Source organism: Actinomadura fibrosa (assembly GCF_900659615.1).
GTDB classification, from domain to species: domain Bacteria; phylum Actinomycetota; class Actinomycetes; order Streptosporangiales; family Streptosporangiaceae; genus Spirillospora; species Spirillospora fibrosa.
Window position 1 is genome coordinate 78,273 of record NZ_CAACUY010000012.1, and the last position, 21,275, is coordinate 99,547.

Here is a 21,275-nt window from a genome sequence, read left to right on the forward strand (position 1 = left end):
CGGACGGTGGGAGTGGTCGTGACATCGGAGCGGGGGGTGCCGGGCGCGCGCGGGGGTGGGGGTTCCTCGCTACGCTGCCAGGACCGCGATGGTGCTGCTGAGGGGAAGTGTGTGCGATGGCCGACAGCTCTTTCGACATCGTGAGCAAGCTCGACCGGCAGGAGGTCGACAACGCGTTGAACCAGGCCGCCAAGGAGGTGGCGCACCGGTTCGACTTCCGGAACGTGGACGCGGGGATCAAGTGGTCCGGGGAGACCATCGACATCCAGGCGAACACGGAGGAACGGGCGAACGCCGTGTTGGACGTCCTGAAGGACAAGCTCGTCAAGCGGGGCATCTCGCTGAAGTCGATCGATCCGGGTGAGCCGAAGCTGTCGGGCAAGGTGTACAAGCTCGGCGTGGGGCTGAAGGAGGGCATCGGCCAGGACGATGCCAAGAAGATCGGCAAGATCATCCGGGAGGAGGGGCCGAAGGGGGTCAAGGCCCAGATCCAGGGGGACGAGCTGCGGGTGAGCTCGAAGAAGAAGGACGACCTCCAGGACGTCATCGCCCTGTTGAAGGGCAAGGACCTGGACGTGGCGCTTCAGTTCGTCAACTACCGGTGACGTAGGCGAGCGCGCCGACTTCTTCCCCCGCAGAAGTGGTCGGCGCGCTCGTACTGTTATGACGCGGGGTACCGCCGGGTGGTTCGGGCGTCAGCCGGCCAATTCCGAGGCGGGGTCGTCGAAGGCGTCCAGGGTGCGGGCGAGGGACGTCAGGTCGAGGTCCAGGACGCGGGCGAGGGACGCGACGGTGTAGAAGGCGGGGACGGCGATGGCCCCGCGTTCGATCTTCCTGAGGGTGTCGAGGGAGATGTCGGCGTCGCGGGCGACGGCGGCGGCGCTGCGGGGGCCGCGGGCGGCGCGGAGGATCTGGCCGAGGGCCCGGCCGCGGTCGCGCTGCTCTTGGGTGAGGGGTGTCCTGACCATGGGGTGCATTCTAATACTGGTATTAGTATCTACGCATGGTTGCTTACCGAAGCCCACGTGAGTGGAAGATCATGCGCGAGGCGGGCCGGGTGGTCGCGCGGGCGCTGGACGCCGTGCAGGAGGCCGCGGAGGCGGGGATCGAGGTGCGCGAGCTGGACGCGGTCGCGGCCCGGGTCCTCAAGGAGAACGGCGCGCGGTCCAATTTTCTGGGGTACCGCCCGAGCTGGGCGCCCATGCCGTTTCCGGCGACGCTGTGCGTGTCGGTGAACGATGTGGTCGTGCACGGGATCCCCGGCCGGCAGGTGCTGAAGGAGGGTGATCTGGTCTCGATCGACTTCGGCGCGGAGGTCGGGGGGTATCACGGGGACGCGGCGAGGTCGTTCACGGTCGGGGCCGCGGATCCGGGGGCCCAGCGGCTCATGGACGTCACGCGGGAGGCGCTGGAGCGGGCGATCGCGGCGGCGGTGCCCGGTGGCAGGCTCGGGGACATCTCGCATGCCGTCGAGCGGACGGCGAGGAAGGCCGGCTACGGGATCCTTGAAGGTTGCGGTGGTCATGGGATCGGGACGGCGATGCATGAGGAGCCGGCCGTTCCCAATACGGGGAAGGCGGGGCGCGGGCTCGTTCTAAAAGAGGGGCTGACGATCGCGATCGAGCCGATGTTCCACGAGGGCGGGAACGACGGGACGCGGCTGCTGCCGGACGGGTGGTCGATCGCGACGGCGGACGGGAGCCGGGCCGCCCATTTCGAGCACTCCGTCGCGATCACGGCGGACGGGCCCGTGGTGCTGACCGCGCCGTAGGTCAGCGGCGGCCGGCCATGCGCTCCAGGCGGGCGATCCGGTCGGCCGTCGGGGGGTGGGTGGAGAAGAGCTTGCCGATCCCGGCGCCGCTGAACGGGTTGGCGATCATGAGGGCGCTGGTGGTGGCGAGCTCGGGGTCCTGGGGCAGCGGCATCGCCCGGGTGCCGGCGTCGATCTTGCGGAGGGCGGAGGCGAGGGCGAGGGGGTCGCCGGTGAGGCGGGCGCCGGACATGTCGGCCTGGTACTCGCGGGTCCGGCTGATGGCCATCTGGACGACGGCGGCGGCGATGGGCCCGAGGACGAGCATGAGGAGCGCACCGAGGATCCCGGGGCCGTCGTCGTCCTCGGACCGCCCGATCGGCAGGAAGATCGCCAGATGGGACAGGTAGGTGATCACGGTGGCGATCGCGGCGGCGACGGAGGAGATGAGGATGTCGCGGTTGTAGACGTGGGAGAGCTCGTGGCCGAGGACGGCGCGCAGTTCCCGCTCGTCCAGCATCTGGAGGATGCCGCGGGTGCAGCAGACCGCGGCGTTGCGCGGGTTGCGGCCGGTGGCGAACGCGTTGGGCTGCCGGGTCTCGGAGACGTAGAGCCGCGGCATGGGCTGCCGGGACGCGGTGGCGAGCTCGCGGACGAGCCGGTAGAGCACCGGGGCCTCGACCTCGCCGACCGGGTGGGCGCGCATCGAGCGGAGCGCGATGCGGTCGCTGAACACGTACGCCACGCCGTTGGTGCCGAGCGCGATGACCAGGGCGATCGTGAGCCCGGCGCCGCCGCCGAGGACCCAGCCGACCGCGAGCATCAATGCCGACAGCGCAGCGATCAGAGCCGCCGTCTTGACGCCGTTGAACCGCACTTTCCCGTTGCCTCCCCGTCGACTTCAGGACATCGGTACCAACGCTTTGACCTGCCGCGACGTTCCCGGGGGCGGGCGGGCGTCAGCTGACCTGCGACACCGTCTGCAGGACGAGCTGCGGCGCGACCGACAGGACGGCGGCGCCGGCGGCGGTCGCGGCGATCGCGGCGCGGACGGGCAGGCCGGGGGCGGCGTCGTAGGGGCGTCCGGTGGGTTCGGCGAACAGGCGGGCGGCCCAGGCGAGGTAGTAGTACAGGCCGATGACCGTGTTGACGGCCATCACGACGGCGAGCCAGGTGACGTCGCCCGCGACGGTCGCGCGGAACACGACGACCTTCGCGAACAGTCCCATCACGCCGGGCGGGAGGCCGGCGAGGCAGATGAGGAAGAACGCGAGGGCGGCGGCGACGGCGGGGCTGCGGCGGGCGAGGCCGCGGTAGTCGTCGAGGGTGTCGTAGGACGTCCCGGACGCGGGGGTGCGGCGCCGGAAGCCGGTCACGACGGCGAAGGCGCCGAGGTTCATGACGGCGTAGAGGGCGACGTAGGCGGTGGTGGCGGCGACGGCCTCGGGGAGGCGGCGGCCGCCGACGGCGAGCGGGGCGAGCATGTAGCCGGACTGGGCGACGGAGGACCAGGCGAGGAGGCGGATCGCGGTCCGCTGGCGGAGGGCGAGGAGGTTGCCGAGCGTCATGGTGACGGCCGCGAGGATGCCGACGAGGGGTCCCCACACGTGGCCGTAGGCGGGGAAGCCGAGGGCGAGGACGATGGCGAGTCCCGCGAAGCCGGCGGCCTTGGAGACCACGGACAGGAACGCGGCGACGGGCAGCGGGGCGCCCTGGTAGACGTCCGGGGCCCAGAAGTGGAAGGGGACGGCGGCGACCTTGAACGCGAACCCGGCGAGGACGAGGACGACGCCGACGGCGGCGACCGGGTCGAGGTCGGAGGGGAGCCGCTCCAGGGCGGGGGCGATCCGGTCGAGGTGCATGGCGCCGGTCGCGCCGTACACGAGGCTGATGCCGAACAGCATGACGGCGGCGGAGACGACGGAGACGAGGAACAGCTTCAGCGCGGCCTCGGACGCGGCGCCGTCGTAGCGGCGGAGGCCGACGAGGGCGAAGACGGGCAGCGAGAGGGTCTCCAGCGCGACGACGAGCAGGATCAGGTCGCGGGCGGCGACGAGGGACAGGGCGCCGATGACGGCGGCGAGCAGCAGGAAGTGGTACTCGCCCGCGGGGATCTCCGAGTCGGTGATCTCCTGGAGGGACAGCAGGACGACGACCACGGCGGCGGCGAGGACGAGGCCCTGGAACAGGAGCGTGAAGTCGTCGGCGACGTAGGAGCAGGAGCGGGGGCCGCCGGCGCGCAGGCCGTCCGGGAGGCAGAAGGTGGCGCGGCGGTCGCCGGCGGCGAGGACGGCGACGGCGAGCAGCGCGACCGCGAGGGAGCCGCCGCTGAGCAGGCCGAGGACGCGGCGCGGGACGTCGAAGGCGTCGGCGAGCAGGAGCCCGATCGCCGCCACGGCGAGGATCAGCGGCGGCGCGATCGCCGCGTAGTCGATGCCCTGGATCATGCGGCCCCTCCCGGGCGTCCGGCCCGTGTCGTGCGCATCAGCCGCCTCCGAACAGGGCGCGCACCGGCGCGGTGGTCACTTCCAGCAGGGTCTTCGGCCAGAGCCCGACGAGCAGCGTCAGCGCGATCAGCGGGACCCAGGCGGCGTACTCCGGGACGGTGATCGCCGCCGGGCCGCGGGCGGCGGCGCCGTCCGCCGGCCCGTGGGTGATCTTGGCGAGCATGCGGAGGAAGTACGCGGCGGTGAGCACGGCGCCGAGCGCGGCGACGGCCATGAACGTCACGAACGTCTCGCGGGGCAGGTCGGCGTGCGGCCGGTACGCGCCGAGCAGGGCGAGCATCTCGCCCCAGAAGCCGGCGAGCCCGGGCAGGCCGAGCGAAGCGACGGACGCGAAGGTCAGGATGGACGCGAGGCGGGGCGCGGTGCCGAGCATCCCGCCGCCGAGCTCGTCGAGGTCGGCGGTGCCCCAGCGCTCCTTGACGGCTCCGGCGAGGAAGAAGAGCAGGCTCGTGATCAGGCCGTGCGCGACGTTGCCGAACAGCGCCGCGTTGACGCCGACGGGGGTGAGGGTCGCGATGCCGAGCAGAACGAACCCCATGTGCCCGACGGACGAGTAGGCGATCATCCGTTTGAGGTCGCGCTGGGCGAGGCAGGCGAGCGCGCCGTACACGATCCCGATGACCGCGAGGAGGCCGAGCCAGGGCGCCCACACGCGCGCCCCGTCCGGTGCGAGCGGCAGCGCGACGCGGACCAGGCCGTACGTCCCCATCTTCAGCAGGACGCCGGCGAGCAGCACCGACCCGACGGTGGGGGCCTCGGTGTGGGCGTCCGGGAGCCAGGTGTGCAGCGGCCACATCGGCACCTTGACCGCGAGGCCGAGCGCCATCAGCGCGAACGCCGCCACCTGGACGCCGTGGGACAGGCCCGCGCCGTGCCGCCGCGCCAGCTCGGTCATGTCGAGCGTGCCCGCGTTCACGGCGACGAGCAGCATCCCGGCGAGGAGGAGCCCGGAGCCGAGCAGCGTGTACAGGATGAACTTGGACGCGGCGGCGCGGCGGCCCGGCCCGCCCCACACGATGATCACCACGTACATCGGGATGAGGACGACCTCGAAGAACACGAAGAACAGCACGAGGTCGAGGGCGGTGAACGTGCCGAGCAGCCCGATCTCCAGGACGAGGAGCAGCGCGGTGAGCAGCCGGATCCGGCCGCCCGCGGGCGGGTGCCGCAGCGTGTAGAGGAAGCAGAGGAAGGTCAGCAGCGCGGTCAGCACGACGAGCGGCAGGGAGATCCCGTCCGCGCCGAGGTGGAAGCGCAGCCCGATCGCGGGCGCCCAGGCGCGGTCGACGTCCAGCTGGGTCCGGGACGTGGCGCCGAAGTCGAACGCGGTCAGCGCGGACACGGCGACCAGCAGCGTCGCGCCGGACACCGCGGCGCCGAAGCGGCGGACGGCGAGGTCGGTCGGCAGGAACCGGTCCGCCGGGACGAGCATGGCGAGCGCCCCGCACAGCGGGATCGCCATCATCAGCAGGAAGATCACAGGAAGATCACCACCCCGGCGGCGATGACGACGACGCCCGCGAGCAGGCCGGTCAGGTAGGTCTGCGGGTTGCCGTTCTGCGGGAGCCGGAGGAGGCCGCCGAGCCGCCGCGCCTCCCGTCCGGTGCCGACGACGGCGGCGTCGATGCCGCGCGCGTCGGCGACCACGACGAGCCGCGCCAGCGCCCGGACGGGCCGGACGATCAGCAGCGCGTACAGCTCGTCCACGTAGAAGGCGCGGGCGAACACGGGACGGAGGGCGCCGAGGGTGCGCGCCGGGTCCGCCGCCCGGTCGCGGTTCCAGACGAGGTACGCGGCGCCCGCCCCGGCGGCGGTCAGCAGCAGGCCGAGCAGCGCCGATCCGGCGTGGGGGCGCAGCTCGTCCGCGCCGAGGCCGAAGAAGCCGAGGACCACGGCGGGGACGGCCAGCGCCGCCACCGTCCACGACATGATCCGCGGCGCCTCGCGGACCTCGTACGCGCCGCGCGGCTCGCCGAAGAACGTCATCAGCCAGGCGCGGGCCGCGTACGCCGCCGTCAGCGCGACCGTGAGCAGCAGCCCGAGATAGACAAGCCACGCCACGCCCGCCGGCAGGTCGACGTGCGCGGAGGTGCCGCCGTGCAGGGCCGAGTGCTGGGCGGCCTCGATGACGGAGTCCTTGCTGAACCAGCCGCTGAACGGCGGGACGCCGGCGAGCGCGGCGAAGCCGGCCGTCATCGACCAGAACGTGATCGGCATGCCGCGCCGGAGGCCGCCGTAGGACGCCAGCATGTTCGAGCCCGCGACCACGATGACGCAGCCGGCGGACAGGAACAGCAGCGCCTTGAAGGCTCCGTGCGCGAGCAGGTGGAAGATCGCCGCGGTGTCGGCGCCGACCGCGAGCCCGGCGGCCATCACGCCGAGCTGGCTGATCGTCGAGTAGGCGAGGACGCGCTTCAGGTCGTCCTGCGCGAGGGCCGCCAGCGCCGAGCCGACCATGGAGACCACCGCGACGGCGCCGAGCACGGTCAGCGCGGCCGGGGCCGCCGCGAACACCCCGGACAGCCGCGCGACGACGTACACGCCCGCGGCGACCATCGTCGCCGCGTGGATCAGCGCGCTGATCGGCGTCGGGCCCGCCATCGCGTCCGGGAGCCAGGTGTGCAGGGGAAACTGCGCGCTCTTGCCCGCGACCCCGGCGAGCAGCAGCAGCGCCGCCACGGTCACCGTCGTGTGCGGCAGGTCCCCCGCCTTCGCGAGGACGGTGCCGAGGGAGAACGAGCCCGCACCGGCGCCGAGCACGAGGATGCCGAGAAGGAAGCCGACGTCGCCGAGCCGCGTGACGAGGAACGCCTTCACCGCGGCCCGCGAATTGTCCCGCTCCTCCCAGTGGTGGCCGATCAGGAAGTACGAGCAGACGCCCATGACCTCCCAGCCCGCGTACAGCACGAGCAGGTCGCCGGCGAACACGACCAGCAGCATCGCGGCCGTGAACAGCGAGATGAACGCGGCGTAGGACGAGTAGCGGCGGTCCCCGTCCATGTACGCGACCGAGTACACCTGGACGGCGAGCGCCACGCAGCAGACCATCAGCCCCACAACGGCGGACAGTCCGTCCACCTGGAGCCCCACCCTGATCGGGACGGACCCGGTGTCGATGAGCGTGAGCACGCCCGTCCGCGCACCCGGGTCGCGCCAGACGGTGAACGCGACGATCGCGCTGAAGACCAGGGACACCGCGATCGGCAGGCACGCGATCAGCGCCGGGCCGTTGCGCAGCGGCGACCGGCCCGCGCTGCCGGGCGCGGGCCCCGGAGCATGCGTCCCCTCCGCAGGCAGCACTTCGTCGGACGACGGCGCGCCTTCGAGGGGCGCGGGTTCGGCGGCGGGAATCTCGTCGCCCGTGGGTGTGCCTTCGGTCGTGGCGCTGTGCGGCGGGCGTTCGCCGGACGGGACGCTGCCGCCGAGCACGCGCGTCAGCCGCGGGCCGAGGAGGAGGCCGGCGAACGCGGCCGCGAACGGCAGCGGGATGGCCAGCGAGGCGAGCCAGATCACGGAGTCGCCTCCTCGCGCCGCGCGGCACCGGCTTCGCCGGGCTCGCCGGGCAGGCCGGGTTCGCCGGGCTCGTCCGCCGGAGCCGCTTCGTCGAGGGCCTCCGCTTCGGCCGGACGTGCGCCGTCCTCCGCGAGCGTGCGGAGGCGGTCGACGTCGATCATCTGGCGGTTGCGGTACACCAGCAGCACGATCGCGAGCCCGAGCCCGATCTCCGCCGCCGCGATCACGATCGTGAACAGCGTGAGGACCTGGCCGCCGTGGAGCCGGTCGCGGAACCACATGTCGAACGCGACGAGGTTCAGGTTCACGGCGTTCAGCATCAGCTCGACCGACATCAGGACGAGGATCGCGTTGCGGCGCGCGAGCACGCCGTACACGCCGATGGAGAACAGCAGGGCCGCGACGACCGTCGGGTAGGCGAGATGCATCAGCGCTCCCCGTCCGCGGGCGTCCCGGCCGGGCGCTTCTCGGCCGGGCGGCTCTTCGGGCGGATGTCGGAGCGGGACAGGACGATCGCGCCGACCAGCGACGCCAGCAGGAGCACCGACAGCACCTCGAACGGCAGCACCCAGGTGCGGAAGACGGCGGCGCCCAGCGCGTCCGCCGAGCCGCCGCCCGCGCGGAGCGGCATCCGCTCGTCCCAGAAGCCCATCGCCATGACGGTCACGAGCACCGCCGCGGTGGCGGCCGCGACCCCCGCCGCGACCCACCGGTTGCCGGAGTCGAGGTCGGCGGACCCGCCGATCGGCGCGCGGGTCAGCATGATCCCGAAGAGCAGCAGGACGACGATCGCGCCGACGTAGATCAGCACCTGCACCCACGCCACGAACTCCGCCGTCAGGACGAGGTAGCCGCCCGCCAGCGCGCCGAACGTCACCACCAGCCACAGCGCCGCGTGGACGAGCTGCCGCGTCGTCACCACCATGATCCCGGACCCGACGGCGACCACGCCGAGCAGCGCGAAGACGACCTCCTGCCCGCTCACGTCCCCGCCTCCGGCGGCTTCGGGGCATCCTCCGGCGGCTTCGGGGCTCCCTCCGGCGGCTTGCGGGCGGCCCCCGGCGGCCGGCGCGAAGCGCGTGCCGCGGCCTTCTCGGCGGTGCCCACTTCCTTGGGCGGCTCGGCGGCCGGGTCGTGGGCCTGTGGGGGCGGGACGGTCCACATCCACTCCCGCAGCCGCTCCTTCTCATGGGTCAGCTCGGCGATGTCGTACTCGGCGTACTCGAACTCCGGCGACCAGAACAGGGCGTCGAACGGGCATACCTCGATGCAGATGCCGCAGTACATGCAGAGCGCGAAGTCGATCGCGAACCGGTCGAGGACGTTCCGCGTGCGCGCGCGCCCGCCGCCCTCCGCCGGGAGGGTCTCCTTGTGGGAGTCGATGTAGATGCACCAGTCCGGGCATTCGCGCGCGCAGAGCATGCAGACCGTGCAGTTCTCCTCGAACAGCGCGATGACGCCCCGGCTGCGCGGCGGCAGGTCGGGCTGCACTTCGGGGTATTGACGCGTGATGGAGCGCCGCGTCATCGTCCGCAATGTGACCGCCAGCCCTTTGGCCAGCCCGCCTCCTGGTAGCCGTCCCACGCGCCCCATGATTGCGTACCTGGGGCCTGCGGGGAACGCGGTGGGTGTGGCGTTCGTCGAACAGGAGTGGACTCGCGCGGTCCACGGTCCCGTAAGTCTGCGGGTGAGGAGGGCAAGTGAGCCATCACTCGGACGGCCCCAGCGGACCCGAACCCGGTGGCCACCAAGGCCCCTCCTCCCATGATCGCGCGCCCTACGGCCGCCCGTCCCGCGGGCACCCGCCCTACGGCCGCCCCGCTCCGGGACGTCCGCCGTGGGATCCGCGGGACCGCGCCTACCCGGCGGGCCGTCCGCCGTTCCCTCCGCCGCCGCCCGACCCGCGCGCCGGGCCCCCGGGCTGGCGGCCGCCGTATCCGCTGCCGCCCGTCCCGCCGGTCCCGCCGCCCGAGGCGACGACCGTACCGCAGGGCATCCTGTGGGCATTCGTCCCGTTCCTGACGTTCGGGCTAGGGACGCCCTTCTCGTTCCTGTACGGCGCCATCCGGCGCGGGTCGTGGAACCTCGGGGTCACCGCCGCGGGCTACGGCATCGCCCTGACGGGCGTCATGGCCCTCGTCCAGACCGACAGCGCGGTGCTGATGGGCCTCGGCACGATGCTCTGCCTGATGCTGTGGGTCGCGGGGACGGCGCACGCGTTCGCCGTCCGCTCGACCGTCTTCCCGCGCGAGTCGTCCCGCAACCGGATCAACCAGCACGCCATCGACGTCGCCAAGTACCGCAGGACGCTCCGCGAGGAGGCCCGCGCGCTCGCCGCCGAGGACCCGGCGCTCGCCCACGAGCTGCGCATCGGCCGCCCCGACCTGCCCCGCACCTACGACGACGGCGGTCTCGTGGACGTCAACAGCGCGCCGCCGGAGGTCCTCGCGACGCTTCCGGGCATGACCGCGGAGCTCGTCGACCGGGTCGTCGCGCGGCGGCACGAGCAGGGCGCGTTCCTGTCCGCGGAGGAGATGGCCGTGGACGCCGACGTCCCGCCGGACGCCCTCCCGAGGATCGCCGAGTACGCGATCTTCCTGCCCTGACCCCGCGCGGGACCGGCTCAGCCGAAGGCGACCTTGAGGACGCCGGTGAGCGCGAGCTGCCCGAGCGAGAGCGGGACGAGGTAGGCCCAGGCCAGCTTCTGCAACTGGTCCTCGCGCATCCGGGGGTAGCTGACCCGCAGCCAGATCACCAGGAACGCCAGCACCGCGACCTTGAGCAGCGTCCACAGCCAGCCGAGCTCCGCGTCCAGGAACGGGCCCTTCCAGCCGCCCAGGAACAGGACGGTAGTCAGAGCGCACAGCACCACGATCCCGGCGTACTCGGCCAGGATGAACAGCGCGAACCGCAGCCCGCCGTACTCGGTGTACGGGCCGAAGATGATCTCGGAGTCGGCGACCGGCATGTCGAACGGCGGGCGGCGCAGCTCGGCGAGGCCCGCGACGAAGAACACGACCGCGCCGATCGCCTGCCAGGGCAGCCACCACCAGCGCCACTCCCCGACGATGCCCGGCAGGGACAGCGTGCCCGCCGCCATCGCGACCGAGGACGCCGCGAACACCATCGGCAGCTCGTAGGACATGAGCTGCGCCGCGACCCGCATCCCGCCGAGCAGGGAGTACTTGTTGGCGCTCGCCCAGCCCGCCATGATCGCGCCGATCACGCCGACGCCCATCACCGCCAGCGCGAAGAACAGCCCGAGGCCGAGGTCGAGCGCGACCTGCCCGTCCGGCCCGACCGGCACGACGATCAGGACCAGCAGGTACGGGACGAGCGCGACGCCCGGGGCCAGCTTGAACACCCACCGGTCGGCCGCCCGCGGGACCACGTCCTCCTTCTGGGCGAACTTGACCCCGTCCGCGACGAGCTGCGCCCAGCCGTGGAAACCGCCCGCGTACATGGGGCCGAGGCGCCCCTGCATGTGCGCCATCACCTTGTGCTCGGCCTGCCCCACCAGCAGCGGCAGGACGGCGAACGCGGCGGCGACGAGCGCCAGCTTGACGACGACCTCAACCATCGCCGCGCTCCGCGGGTCGGGCCGGGCGGGCGGCCGGGCGGGCGGCGTGGTCCGCGGCGGCGGCCCAGGCGCCCTCCTCGGGGACGCCCGGCGGGCGGACGCGGCGGCGGCTCGGGGCGCCGTGCCCCGACTCGCCCGGCTCCTTCGCACCCGGCCACGGCTTGGCGACGCGCGCGGCGAGCACGAAGTCCTTGCGCAGCGGATGCCCCTCGAACCCGTCCGGCAGCAGCAGCGGGACGAGGCGGGGATGGCCCTCGAAGACCACGCCGAACATCTCGAACGTCTCCCGCTCGTGCCACGCGGCACCGCGGTACACGCCCGTCGCCGTCGGGAGGACCGGGTCCTCGCGGGGCACGCGGGTGCGGATCAGGAGGTGGTGGCGCCGCTCCAGCGAGTACACGTGGGCGACGACGGCGAAGCCCTCCTCCAGCTCGTCCACCCCGGTGAGCCAGTCGAAGAAGCCGCAGCCCAGCTCGTCGCGGGCGAAGGTGAGCGCGGCCAGCCAGTGCTCGGGCGGGACGCCCACGGCGAGCCCGCCCGTGGTCTCCTCGCTGGAGATCTCGTCGCCGAACCGGCCGGTCCACGCCGCCGCCAGCCCGGCGCTCACCGGTGGCGGCCGATCTCGTCGCCGTCCCCGTCGCCGCCGTCCGCGTCGTCCGCGAGGCCGGGGATGATCGACGGGTCGTGGTCGCGCACGCGCCGGACGGGGCGCGTGTCGTCCGCGGGGCGCAGCGGCCGCGTCGTGCCTCTCGCGGTGGGCGGCTGCTCCTCGGTCTCGTCCGGTGGAGCGCCCTCGACCGGCGGGACGGGAAGCGTGGCGTCATCGGCCGGGTGCGCCGGCGGTGCCTCGCTCTCCGGAGCCGGGACGGGCTGTGTCGGGTCCGTCGCCCCCGGCGCCTCGGGCGTGGCGGCCTCGTCCAGCGGGACGGTCCGCGACGCCGACTCCTCGGCAGGCGGACCCGTCTCGGCAGGTGGAGCGGCGTCTTCCAGAGGCGCGGTCGCCTCGGGTGACGCGGCGGGCCCGTCCTCAGGATCCGGTGCCTCGTCCAGCGCGGGCGGCGGCTGGAGTGGCCGCCGTAGGACTGTGGCCGAAAGCGGACGCGGCGCGGGCGGCGGGGACACCGCGTCGCCGCCGTTGTACCGGTCGCCCAGCGACTCCGCCGCGATCTTCTCCTGGAGGTGGACGATGCCGTGCAGCAGCGCCTCGGGACGCGGCGGGCAGCCCGGCACGTACACGTCCACCGGGATGATCTGGTCGACGCCCTTCGTCACGCAGTAGGAGTCCCAGTACGGGCCGCCGCAGTTGGAGCAGGCGCCGAAGGAGATGACGTACTTCGGCTCGGGCATCTGCTCGTAGAGGCGCCGCACGGCCGGGGCCATCTTGTCGCTGACGGTGCCCGACACGACCATCAGGTCGGCCTGCCGCGGACCGGGCGCGAACGGGATGACGCCGAGCCGGATGAAGTCGTGGCGGCTCATCGACGTCGCGATGAACTCGATCGCGCAGCAGGCCAGGCCGAAGTTGAAGACCCACAGGGAGTACCGGCGGCCCCAGTTGAGCACGAACTTGATCGGCTTGGGCGCGAGCCGCGACAGCGGGCCGACGCTGGGCGGCGGGAGATCGATGGTGCTCACAAGAGGCATTCTTACAGCCCGCGCCGATCTCGCCAGGGACACGGACGGGTCGGACGCCCCCGCGCGGCCGTGCCGCCGGGATGGCCGTCAGACCCAGGACAGGACGCCCTTCTTGCCCGCGTACGCGAGTCCGGCGGCGAGGAAGGCCAGGAAGACGAACATCTCGCCCAGCGTGGTGAGGCCGTAGCCGGGCGCGGAGAAGACCGTCGCCCAGGGGAAGAGGAAGACGGCGTCCACGGCGAACACCACGTACAGGTAGGCGAAGACGTAGTAGCGCACGTACGAGTGCGCCCAGCCCTCGCCGACGGGATCGACGCCGCACTCGTAGGTGAGCAGCTTCTCCGGCGTCGGACGGTGCGGGCGCAGGAGGCGGTTGGCGGCGAGCCCCCCGCCGACGATGGCCCCGCCCACGAGCAGCAGAACCGCAAGACCGACATATGCGTCGAAATAGGTCCGCACAACTACCTCCCCATACGCATCCAACCAAGTATCCCCGAGCGATGGATGCAGGAGTGTGACGTCGTACCTCCACCCAGGAGGATCACAATGTCATTGTTTTGCTGCACACTGGATGATGCATTGGGGTCAGTTGACCTGGAAGGACGTGACCGGATGAGCAACCCCCCGCCACCCCCGGGCTGGGAACCCCCGGGAGGTGCCTCGTGGCCTCCGCCACCGCCGCCCGCGGGTCCCGGCGGCCCTCCGGGTCCCGGCGGACCCGGACTCCCCGGCGGCCCCACCGGTCCGGGCGGTCAACCCCCAGGACCGGGCGGTTACGGCGGCCCCGGCACGCCGCCGCCGTTCTACCCGCCGCCCCCCGGCAGCGCCGCAACGTATCCGGGCATGCCCGGCATGCCCCCGCCGAAGAAGAGCAACGGCGGGCTGATCGCGGCACTGGCCGGCGGTGGCGTCGTCGTCCTCGTCCTCATCGGCGTCGTGGTGTTCGTGCTCGCCTCGGGCGGCGGCAAGTCGCCGGAGGAGAAGCTGAACGCCGCCGCCGACAGCATGGCCGCGGCCCGCGCGGTCGGGTTGAAGGGCACCTTCGGGGGCGGCGCCGACAGCCTCAACGGTGAGCTGAACGTCACCAAGGGCGGCCGCGCGACCGGCCCCGTCACCTGGAACAGCGACAACGTCACGCTGCTCTCGACGGACGGCAAGCTGTTCGTCAAGGCCGACTCCGCCTACTGGCGCCGGCAGATCTCCAGCAGCGAGACGCCCTACTACCTCGGCTCCGGCGAGCAGTGGGGCCGGCTGAGCGCCGACAAGCTCGACATCGACTTCAAGCAGGAGCTCGCGCCCGCCGCCCTGGCCGGGAAGCTGCGCTCCGCCGCGACCGCCAAGGTCAAGCCGATCAAGACGACCTGGCAGGGCAAGAAGGCGCTGAAGTTCAGCACGTTCTCCTCCACCCTCTACATCACCGACGCCGACAGCGCCGAGCTGCTGCGCTACGAGGCCACCACGCCCCGCGTCGCCCTCGACGTCACCCCGAAGACCTCGGGCCAGGCCTCGTCCATCGTCTCGGACATGCGGACCAGCATCGGCGAGCTGAAGGACGCCTTCGACGGCTCCGCCCGCCCGACCGTGGACGAGTGGAAGAAGGGCGGCTGCAACGGCGACAGCGGCTGCACCGTCGAGGCCAAGATCCGTCCGCCGTTCGGCGCGGAGACCCCCGTCACGATCGACGTGCGGTTCCGGCTGACCGCCGGCACGCTCACCGGCAGGGACCTCGGCAACTGCACGTCCAGGATCACCATCACCAGCTCCACCCCGCAGTGGGCGAGCTGCCGCGTCACCAGCAGCGCGTGGACGAGCTGGGCCAAGTCCACGGGCGGCACCTATTACAAGCACGCCGAGTACAAGGTGATCGGTGCCACCGCGAGCGAGGTCCAGTCCATGCAGAGCGGGCTCGACAGCGAGTGAGGCCGCAGGTGAGGCGCCCCGTGCGCTGACCCTTCGCTTCCGGGTGCCCGGCGATGCGTCCCGCCCCTGGCGGGCCGCGCCGCCGGGCACCCTTATGCTCTGAGACGTCCCCCGGCCCCGGCGTCCCTCGGTGAGCGCGGGCCGTGCAGGCCCTGGAAGCGAGCGAAGTGAGCGTTGAACAGGACGGACCGTCCGGCGCGGCCGGACGTCCCTCTCCGAGACCTCCCGCGCAGGACAAGCTGGTCGCCGGCGGCAAGCGCGCCCGCCCCGCCTCCGGCGAGGACACCTCCCCCGAGGGCTTCCCAGCCGAAAGCGTCGTCCCAAAGGCCCCGCCCCCAACCCCGACCCCCACCACACCTGGGGAACCGGCGCCGCGGGGTAGGCCGCTGCCTCCTGGCGTGGTGCCTCTGCCGCCCGCTCCTCCTGCCCGTCCGGCACCTGCGCCTGCTCCTGAGCCCGCTCCGCCGCCAGCCGTCGAGGCAGCACCGTCCGTAGAAAGCTCGCCCACCGAGACGGCGTCCGACCACGCGCAGGTACCTCCCGGCGCGACCGGGGTGTCCTACTCCGAGGCGTCAGGGCAGGTCGGCGGTGGTCCTGGTGGCGTAACCATCCCCGACGCGGCTATGCCGTCTGCGCAGGCCGCAGGTGCGTGGCCCCCGGCCGGTCCCATGCCGCCCGCAGGGCCTGGGGGTGCCTTTCCTGGGTCGCCACCACCGCCGGGTGATGCCTTTCCCGGTGCGCCGGTTCCGCCGGGTGGCGGTGGGACGCGGCCGGGCGGCGGCAGGAGGCGGCCGTTGATCATCGCGGGCGTGGCCGCCGCCGCGGTGGTGGCGGTCGGGGTGACGGCCGCGGTCGCCTTCACGGGCGGCGGGTCGGAGGCGAAGAAGCCGAAGCCGACCGCCGCCGCGACGTCGGCGTGGTCGCGCGAGGTCCGGCGGGTGCTCGCGAGCAGCCCGGGGCTCCGCTACGACGGCACCATGTCGGTGGACGGGAAGCCCGTCCAGGCGAGGCTGCGCGTGACCCGGGCGGGGTCGGCGAGCGGCACGCTCACGGCGGGAGCCCTGAAGGCGGACGTCGTGGCCGTGGACGACGTCACGTACATCAAGGCCGGAACGGCGTTCTGGCGCGATTACGTCGGCGAGACCGCGCACCCGGAGAACTTCGCGGGCCGCTGGTCGAAGGCGCCGGCCGCGCTGCCCGGGTTCGACGTCCCGGACGTGCTGGGCCCGGCGTCGATCGCGGCGCGGCTCGCCAAGGCGGCGGCGGACCCGTCCGCCGAGGACGTCAACGGCGTCCGGGCCCTCAAGGTGAGGACCCGGGGGGCCGACTACCTGGTGTCGGCCGCCGCCCCCTACCGGCTGCTGGCGGTGCGGACCGCCGGGCGCGGCGACCCGCGCTTCACGGTCACGGAGATCCCGGACGCGGCGCCGCTGTTCGCCGAGATCCGGCCGCGCGTCGCCGCGCTGGGCGGCGCGGCCGATCCGGCGCTGCACTTCACGCCGGGCAAGCTGACGTTCGTCAACTGCGACCAGAACACGAACGGCTGCACGGTGAGCGTGCCCGCGACGCTCGCGTCGCCGGAGGGCGCGGTCCCGGCGGGGGCGCGGGCGGCGCTGCGCGCGTCGATCGACACGCGGGGCCGGCCGCTCGGCTCGTGCGCGGCGTCGAGCCCGGTGCCGTCGGACCGCTCGCTGACCCTGCGCTGCACGGTGCAGGGGCGGGCGTGGCGGACGTGGATGAAGGCCGCGCTCGACCAGCCCGGCGCGCACCCGTACGAGGCGCGGGCGCGGGTGGTCGGTGAGGCGGTCGCGGCGGCCGAGGTCCCGGGGCTGCTCGCGGCGATCGACAAGGAGCGTGCGGCGAGCCGGCGGGCCCCGGGCGCGTCGGCCACCCCGAGCGCCGGGGCGCGGACGACCCCGGCCGCCGGAGGGCGGACGCGCGCGCCGGCCGCGAAGCGCTCCACCGCCCCCGCCAAGCCGTGAAGTCCCGCTCTAGCGGGAGTTGAGCGGATCTGTCCCGTCGCTGACGGGTGAGGGTTCGCAGCCGGTCCGGCCAGGGCGGGGGTCGCTTCAGTGGAACTAAATTCGGTCTGTCTACACTGCGGAGCGTGAATTCCGTGCCATCGGGGAGCTCCGGCTCCCCGGCGATGCCCGCGCGGCTCGTTCGACGGCTCCACGTCGATCTGTGCCGCCAGGCCAGTTCCCTGTGTTCGCGCTGAACTCGGGACCCCGTCCGGGTCGTACCACCGGATAGGACCTGCCCGAATCCGGGGGAGTCGAGTGAAACGCCGTCCGAAGTGATACGTCTTGAGACCACGGGGCGGCGACTCCCTGGACGAGGGACGTCACATGCCGGGCGGAACGGCGGCCGCGGTCGAATCCTCCTCGACCGGTGGCCGCCCGAGGGGCGGACGGCGGGCGCGTGCCCGGCCCGCCGGGTTGTTCCAGCGTGCCTCGCGACCCCCGATAAGAGCATTCCAACCCGGACATACCATGAAGGTAAGCCTAAGTAGCATCACGATCCGGACGCCTCCTCCGGTATCGGTGCTGCCCGTCGAGGAGGTCTTCCTCTGTGACCAAACAGGTCCAGCAACTCGACCGCGTCATCATCCGCTTCGCCGGGGACTCCGGCGACGGGATGCAGCTGACCGGCGACCGCTTCACGCAGGAGACGGCCGCGTTCGGCAACGACTTGTCGACGTTGCCGAACTTCCCGGCCGAGATCCGCGCCCCCGCCGGGACCCTCCCCGGCGTGTCCAGCTTCCAGTTGCACTTCGCCGACCACGACATCCTCACGCCGGGTGACGCGCCGAACGTCCTGGTCGCGATGAACCCGGCCGCGCTGAAGGCCAACCTCGGCGACCTGCCCCGCGGCGCCGACCTGATCGTGAACACCGACGAGTTCACCAAGCGGAACCTGGCGAAGGTCGGCTACGCGGCGAATCCCGTCGACGACGACTCGCTCGCCGAGTACCGGGTGCACGCGCTGCCGCTGACCTCCATGACGGTGACGGCGCTCGCGGACTTCGACATCTCCAAGAAGGACGCCGAGCGCGCCAAGAACATGTTCGCCCTCGGGCTGCTGTCGTGGCTGTACCACCGGCCCACCGAGGGGACGATCGCGTTCCTGGAGAAGAAGTTCGCGCGCAAGCCCGACATCATGAAGGCCAACATCGCGGCCTTCCAGGCGGGCTGGAGCTACGGCGAGACCACCGAGGCGTTCTCGGTGCAGTACGAGATCAAGCCGGCGGAGCACGCCCCCGGCCTCTACCGCAACATCACCGGGAACGTGGCGCTGTCGCTCGGCCTGGTCGCGGCGGGCGAGCAGAGCGGGCTGCCGATCTACCTGGGCTCGTACCCGATCACCCCGGCGTCCGACATCCTGCACGAGCTGTCCAAGCACAAGGCGTTCGGCGTCCGGACGTTCCAGGCCGAGGACGAGATCGCGGCGGTCGGCGCCGCGCTCGGCGCGTCCTTCGGCGGGTCGCTCGGCGTCACCACGACGTCCGGGCCGGGCATCGCGCTGAAGAGCGAGACGATCGGCCTCGCGGTCGCGACCGAGCTGCCGCTGCTGGTCATCGACGTGCAGCGGGCCGGGCCGTCCACCGGGCTGCCGACCAAGACCGAGCAGGCCGACCTGCTCCAGGCCATGCACGGCCGCAACGGCGAGGCGCCGGTCCCGGTCATCGCGCCGCGGTCCCCCTCGGACTGCTTCGACGCGGCCCTGGAGGCGGCCCGCATCGCGGTCACCTACCGGACGCCGGTCATCCTGCTGTCGGACGGCTACCTCGCGAACGGCTCCGAGCCGTGGCGGCTGCCGGACGTCGCGTCCCTGCCGAGGATCGAGCCGAACTTCGCCGAGCCCGGCCAGGAGGACTTCCAGCCGTTCAAGCGCGACCCGGAGACCCTCGCGCGGCCGTGGGCCATCCCGGGGACCGCGGGCCTGGAGCACCGGATCGGCGGGCTGGAGAAGGCAGACGGGTCCGGCAACATCTCCTACGATCCGGCCAACCACGACCGCATGGTCCGGCTCCGGCAGGCCAAGGTCGACGGCATCGCGAACGACATCGCGCCCCTGGAGGTGGACGACCCGTCCGGCGAGGCGCGGGTGCTCGTCCTCGGCTGGGGCGGGACGTACGGGGCGATCTCCGCTGCGGTCCGCCGCGTCCGCGGGAACGGGCAGCGCGTCGCGCAGGCCCACCTGCGGCACCTCAACCCCTTCCCGGCCAACCTCGCCGAGGTCCTGCGGTCCTACGACAAGGTCGTGGTGCCCGAGATCAACCTCGGTCAGCTCGCCCTGCTGCTCCGCGGCCGCTTCCTCGTGGACGTGATCGGCTACAACCAGGTCCGCGGCCTGCCCTTCAAGGCCGAGGAGCTCCAGGGCGTCATCCAGGATGTGATCGACAGTGAGTGACAACGGCCTCAACGGAGTGAACGGCGGCGGCCGGTCCCCGCTCTCGCTGGTCCCGAAGACCGACGGGAAGCAGACGCTGAAGGACTTCAAGACCGACCAGGAGGTGCGCTGGTGCCCCGGGTGCGGTGACTACGCGATCCTCGCCGCGGTCCAGTCGTTCCTGCCCGAGCTGGGGCTGCGCCGCGAGAACATCACGTTCGTGTCCGGGATCGGCTGCTCGTCCCGGTTCCCGTACTACATGAACACCTACGGGTTCCACTCGATCCACGGCCGCGCCCCGGCGATCGCGACGGGCCTCGCGACGTCCCGTCCGGACCTGTCGGTCTGGGTCGTCACCGGCGACGGCGACGCGCTGTCCATCGGCGGCAACCACCTCATCCACGCGCTGCGCCGCAACGTCAACCTGAAGATCCTGCTGTTCAACAACCGGATCTACGGGCTGACCAAGGGCCAGTACTCGCCGACCTCCGAGCTCGGCAAGATCACGAAGTCGACGCCGATGGGCTCGCTGGACGCGCCGTTCAACCCGCTGTCGCTCGCGATCGGCGCGGAGGGCACGTTCGTCGCCCGGACCATCGACTCCGACCGCAAGCACCTCCAGTCGGTGCTGCGGGCCGCCGCCCAGCACCGCGGCACGGCCCTCGTGGAGATCTACCAGAACTGCAACATCTTCAACGACGGCGCGTTCGAGCCGCTGAAGGACGCCGCCGTCCGCGACGACGTCACGATCCGGCTGGAGCACGGTGAGCCGATCGTCTTCGGCGCCGAGCGGGACAAGGCGCTGCGCCGCACCCCGTCCGGGTCGTTCGAGGTCGTGGACATCGCGGACGTCGATCCGGCGGAGATCGCCGTCCACGACGCCCGCAACCCCGACCCGTCGCAGGCGTTCGCCCTCTCGCGGCTGGACTCCCCGGCGTTCCAGCACACCCCGATCGGCGTGTTCCGCGACGTCGACCGGCCGTCCTACGACGAGCTGATGCGCGAGCAGCTCGACGAGGCCGTCGCGGTCAAGGGCAAGGGCGACCTCGGCGCGCTGCTCGGCGGCGGCGACACCTGGCGCATCGACTAGCGGCACGCCCGCGCGCACGCGGCCCGTCCCCGGTTCGGCCTCGGGGGCGGGCTTCGGCGCATTGAAGGGGCGCGAACGGGGCAGTGTTCCACACATGGTGAGCGATCGCGGTACCGGGTGCCGATCGGCGGATTCCTTCGGCCGGGGCACCATGCGGGACGCGGTCCCGTCCTGACACACTGTGGAGATCATGTAGCCCGGGGAGGTGACGATGCGGGTCGTTCCGCGCCGCAGCAAGGGTCGTCCGCGGAAAGAGGAGCCCGAACGTCCCTCGTCGCCGTCCTCCGGGCTCCCGGACGGCCCGGGCGGCGCGCGGGAGGACGCCGCGGAGGCGTTCGAGTCCGTGCGCATCATCGAGCCTCCGTCGAAGCGCCCGGACGCGCGGCCCCCGACACCGGCGGAGGCGCTCGGCCAGAGCTGGCCGTCCCCACCGGAGGAGGCGCCGCCCGCCGACGCGGCGGCCGAGCCCGCCGCGCCTCCATCACCTGCTTCGTCCGGAACGACCACGCCCGGACCGGGGCCGAGGGCGTCCGGGCGCGAGCCGGGCGTCTCTGGTCGCGAGTCCGGCTCACCGAGCCGCGGGCCGGGCGCGTCCGGAGCTCCCGACGGCCCCACACAGCCGCTGGGCATCTCGGCCGCCACGACCGGCCCGGCCAAGGGCATCGCGCCCTCGCTGCGGAAGGCCGAGAAGCCGGAGCGGCGCCTTGGCGGAGCGGGTGAGGAGAGTCGTCCGTCCCTGCTGAAGTCGGAGAAGGCGACCGCGCCGCTCACGGGCGGCGCCGGCCTCACGGCCGCGACCCCGGTCCCGGATCCCGTCTCGGACGCGGACCGGCGCCGCCGGGAGCGGGTCGCGCAGCGGCGGCGGGCGGCGGCGGACGCCAAGCGCAG

At 72.9% G+C, this 21,275-nt stretch carries 19 protein-coding genes and 2 pseudogenes; 9 read left to right on the plus strand and 12 right to left on the minus strand.

Annotation, left to right across the window (positions count from 1 at the left end):
• Positions 1–116: 116 nt before the first annotated feature.
• Positions 117–605 (plus strand): YajQ family cyclic di-GMP-binding protein, encoded by a 489-nt coding sequence (locus tag E1300_RS07465; protein WP_131756140.1) that lies wholly within the window; start codon positions 117–119, stop codon positions 603–605.
• 90 nt (positions 606–695) lie between these two features.
• Here E1300_RS07465 and E1300_RS07470 read toward each other — a convergent pair whose 3' ends face one another.
• Complete coding sequence (locus tag E1300_RS07470; protein WP_131756141.1) at positions 696–968, minus strand: helix-turn-helix domain-containing protein; 273 nt, start codon at positions 966–968, stop codon at positions 696–698.
• A 35-nt stretch (positions 969–1,003) separates the two neighbouring features.
• Here E1300_RS07470 and map point away from each other — a divergent pair, with 35 nt between their 5' ends.
• On the plus strand, positions 1,004–1,771 hold the full coding sequence (gene map, locus E1300_RS07475) for a type I methionyl aminopeptidase (protein ID WP_131756142.1): 768 nt from the start codon (positions 1,004–1,006) through the stop codon (positions 1,769–1,771).
• A gap of 1 nt (position 1,772) precedes the next feature.
• Here the strand turns inward: map and htpX are convergent, their stop codons facing one another.
• The 7 genes and pseudogenes from htpX to E1300_RS07510 form a co-directional block, all read right to left on the minus strand.
• On the minus strand, positions 1,773–2,627 hold the full coding sequence (htpX, locus tag E1300_RS07480) for a zinc metalloprotease HtpX (protein ID WP_131756143.1): 855 nt from the start codon (positions 2,625–2,627) through the stop codon (positions 1,773–1,775).
• A gap of 82 nt (positions 2,628–2,709) precedes the next feature.
• Complete coding sequence (locus E1300_RS07485) at positions 2,710–4,197, minus strand: NADH-quinone oxidoreductase subunit N (protein WP_131756144.1); 1,488 nt, start codon at positions 4,195–4,197, stop codon at positions 2,710–2,712.
• Positions 4,198–4,234: 37 nt separating this feature from the next.
• Positions 4,235–5,737, minus strand: a complete 1,503-nt coding sequence (locus E1300_RS07490) for a complex I subunit 4 family protein (RefSeq protein WP_131756145.1) — start codon at positions 5,735–5,737, stop codon at positions 4,235–4,237.
• Positions 5,734–7,770, minus strand: coding sequence for an NADH-quinone oxidoreductase subunit 5 family protein (locus E1300_RS07495; protein WP_131756146.1), 2,037 nt, complete (start codon positions 7,768–7,770; stop codon positions 5,734–5,736). The genes E1300_RS07490 and E1300_RS07495 overlap by 4 nt, the downstream gene beginning before the upstream one ends.
• 146 nt (positions 7,771–7,916) lie before the next feature.
• A pseudogene (gene nuoK, locus E1300_RS07500) lies at positions 7,917–8,198 on the minus strand (NADH-quinone oxidoreductase subunit NuoK); the annotation flags it as partial.
• Positions 8,198–8,755 carry an NADH-quinone oxidoreductase subunit J family protein gene (locus tag E1300_RS07505; RefSeq protein ID WP_207399533.1) on the minus strand — a complete coding sequence of 186 codons (558 nt, stop codon included), beginning with the start codon at positions 8,753–8,755 and terminating at the stop codon, positions 8,198–8,200. The gene E1300_RS07505 and the pseudogene nuoK, both read right to left, overlap by 1 nt.
• Complete coding sequence (locus E1300_RS07510; protein WP_242618999.1) at positions 8,752–9,297, minus strand: NuoI/complex I 23 kDa subunit family protein; 546 nt, start codon at positions 9,295–9,297, stop codon at positions 8,752–8,754. Before E1300_RS07510 ends, E1300_RS07505 begins: the two co-directional genes overlap by 4 nt.
• 173 nt (positions 9,298–9,470) lie before the next feature.
• On the opposite strand from E1300_RS07510, the gene E1300_RS52245 reads away from it, so the two are divergent.
• Positions 9,471–10,376 carry a helix-hairpin-helix domain-containing protein gene (locus E1300_RS52245; protein WP_242619000.1) on the plus strand — a complete coding sequence of 302 codons (906 nt, stop codon included), beginning with the start codon at positions 9,471–9,473 and terminating at the stop codon, positions 10,374–10,376.
• A 17-nt stretch (positions 10,377–10,393) separates the two neighbouring features.
• Here the strand turns inward: E1300_RS52245 and E1300_RS07525 are convergent, their stop codons facing one another.
• The 4 genes from E1300_RS07525 to E1300_RS07540 form a co-directional block, all read right to left on the minus strand.
• The gene (locus E1300_RS07525; protein ID WP_131756149.1) at positions 10,394–11,350 is read right to left on the minus strand and encodes a complex I subunit 1/NuoH family protein; all 957 of its coding nucleotides are present in this window, start codon (positions 11,348–11,350) and stop codon (positions 10,394–10,396) included.
• Complete coding sequence (locus E1300_RS07530) at positions 11,343–11,957, minus strand: NADH-quinone oxidoreductase subunit C (RefSeq protein WP_131756150.1); 615 nt, start codon at positions 11,955–11,957, stop codon at positions 11,343–11,345. Before E1300_RS07530 ends, E1300_RS07525 begins: the two co-directional genes overlap by 8 nt.
• Positions 11,954–12,985 (minus strand): NADH-quinone oxidoreductase subunit B, encoded by a 1,032-nt coding sequence (locus E1300_RS54185; RefSeq protein ID WP_131756151.1) that lies wholly within the window; start codon positions 12,983–12,985, stop codon positions 11,954–11,956. Before E1300_RS54185 ends, E1300_RS07530 begins: the two co-directional genes overlap by 4 nt.
• 87 nt (positions 12,986–13,072) lie before the next feature.
• Positions 13,073–13,444, minus strand: a complete 372-nt coding sequence (locus E1300_RS07540; protein ID WP_207399534.1) for an NADH-quinone oxidoreductase subunit A — start codon at positions 13,442–13,444, stop codon at positions 13,073–13,075.
• A gap of 384 nt (positions 13,445–13,828) precedes the next feature.
• Here E1300_RS07540 and E1300_RS07545 point away from each other — a divergent pair, with 384 nt between their 5' ends.
• The 6 genes and pseudogenes from E1300_RS07545 to E1300_RS07565 all read left to right on the plus strand — a co-directional run.
• Positions 13,829–14,905 (plus strand): hypothetical protein, encoded by a 1,077-nt coding sequence (locus E1300_RS07545; protein ID WP_131756153.1) that lies wholly within the window; start codon positions 13,829–13,831, stop codon positions 14,903–14,905.
• Positions 14,906–15,699: 794 nt separating this feature from the next.
• A complete protein-coding gene (locus E1300_RS07550; protein ID WP_131756154.1) occupies positions 15,700–16,887 on the plus strand; it encodes a LolA-like protein in 1,188 nt (395 codons plus the stop codon).
• A 164-nt stretch (positions 16,888–17,051) separates the two neighbouring features.
• Positions 17,052–17,123, plus strand: coding sequence for a putative leader peptide (locus E1300_RS53855; protein ID WP_370784504.1), 72 nt, complete (start codon positions 17,052–17,054; stop codon positions 17,121–17,123).
• 353 nt (positions 17,124–17,476) lie between these two features.
• Complete coding sequence (locus E1300_RS07555) at positions 17,477–19,318, plus strand: 2-oxoacid:acceptor oxidoreductase subunit alpha (protein ID WP_131756155.1); 1,842 nt, start codon at positions 17,477–17,479, stop codon at positions 19,316–19,318.
• On the plus strand, positions 19,311–20,387 hold the full coding sequence (locus E1300_RS07560; RefSeq protein ID WP_207399535.1) for a 2-oxoacid:ferredoxin oxidoreductase subunit beta: 1,077 nt from the start codon (positions 19,311–19,313) through the stop codon (positions 20,385–20,387). Before E1300_RS07555 ends, E1300_RS07560 begins: the two co-directional genes overlap by 8 nt.
• A 211-nt stretch (positions 20,388–20,598) precedes the next feature.
• A pseudogene (locus E1300_RS07565) lies at positions 20,599–21,275 on the plus strand (hypothetical protein); the annotation flags it as partial.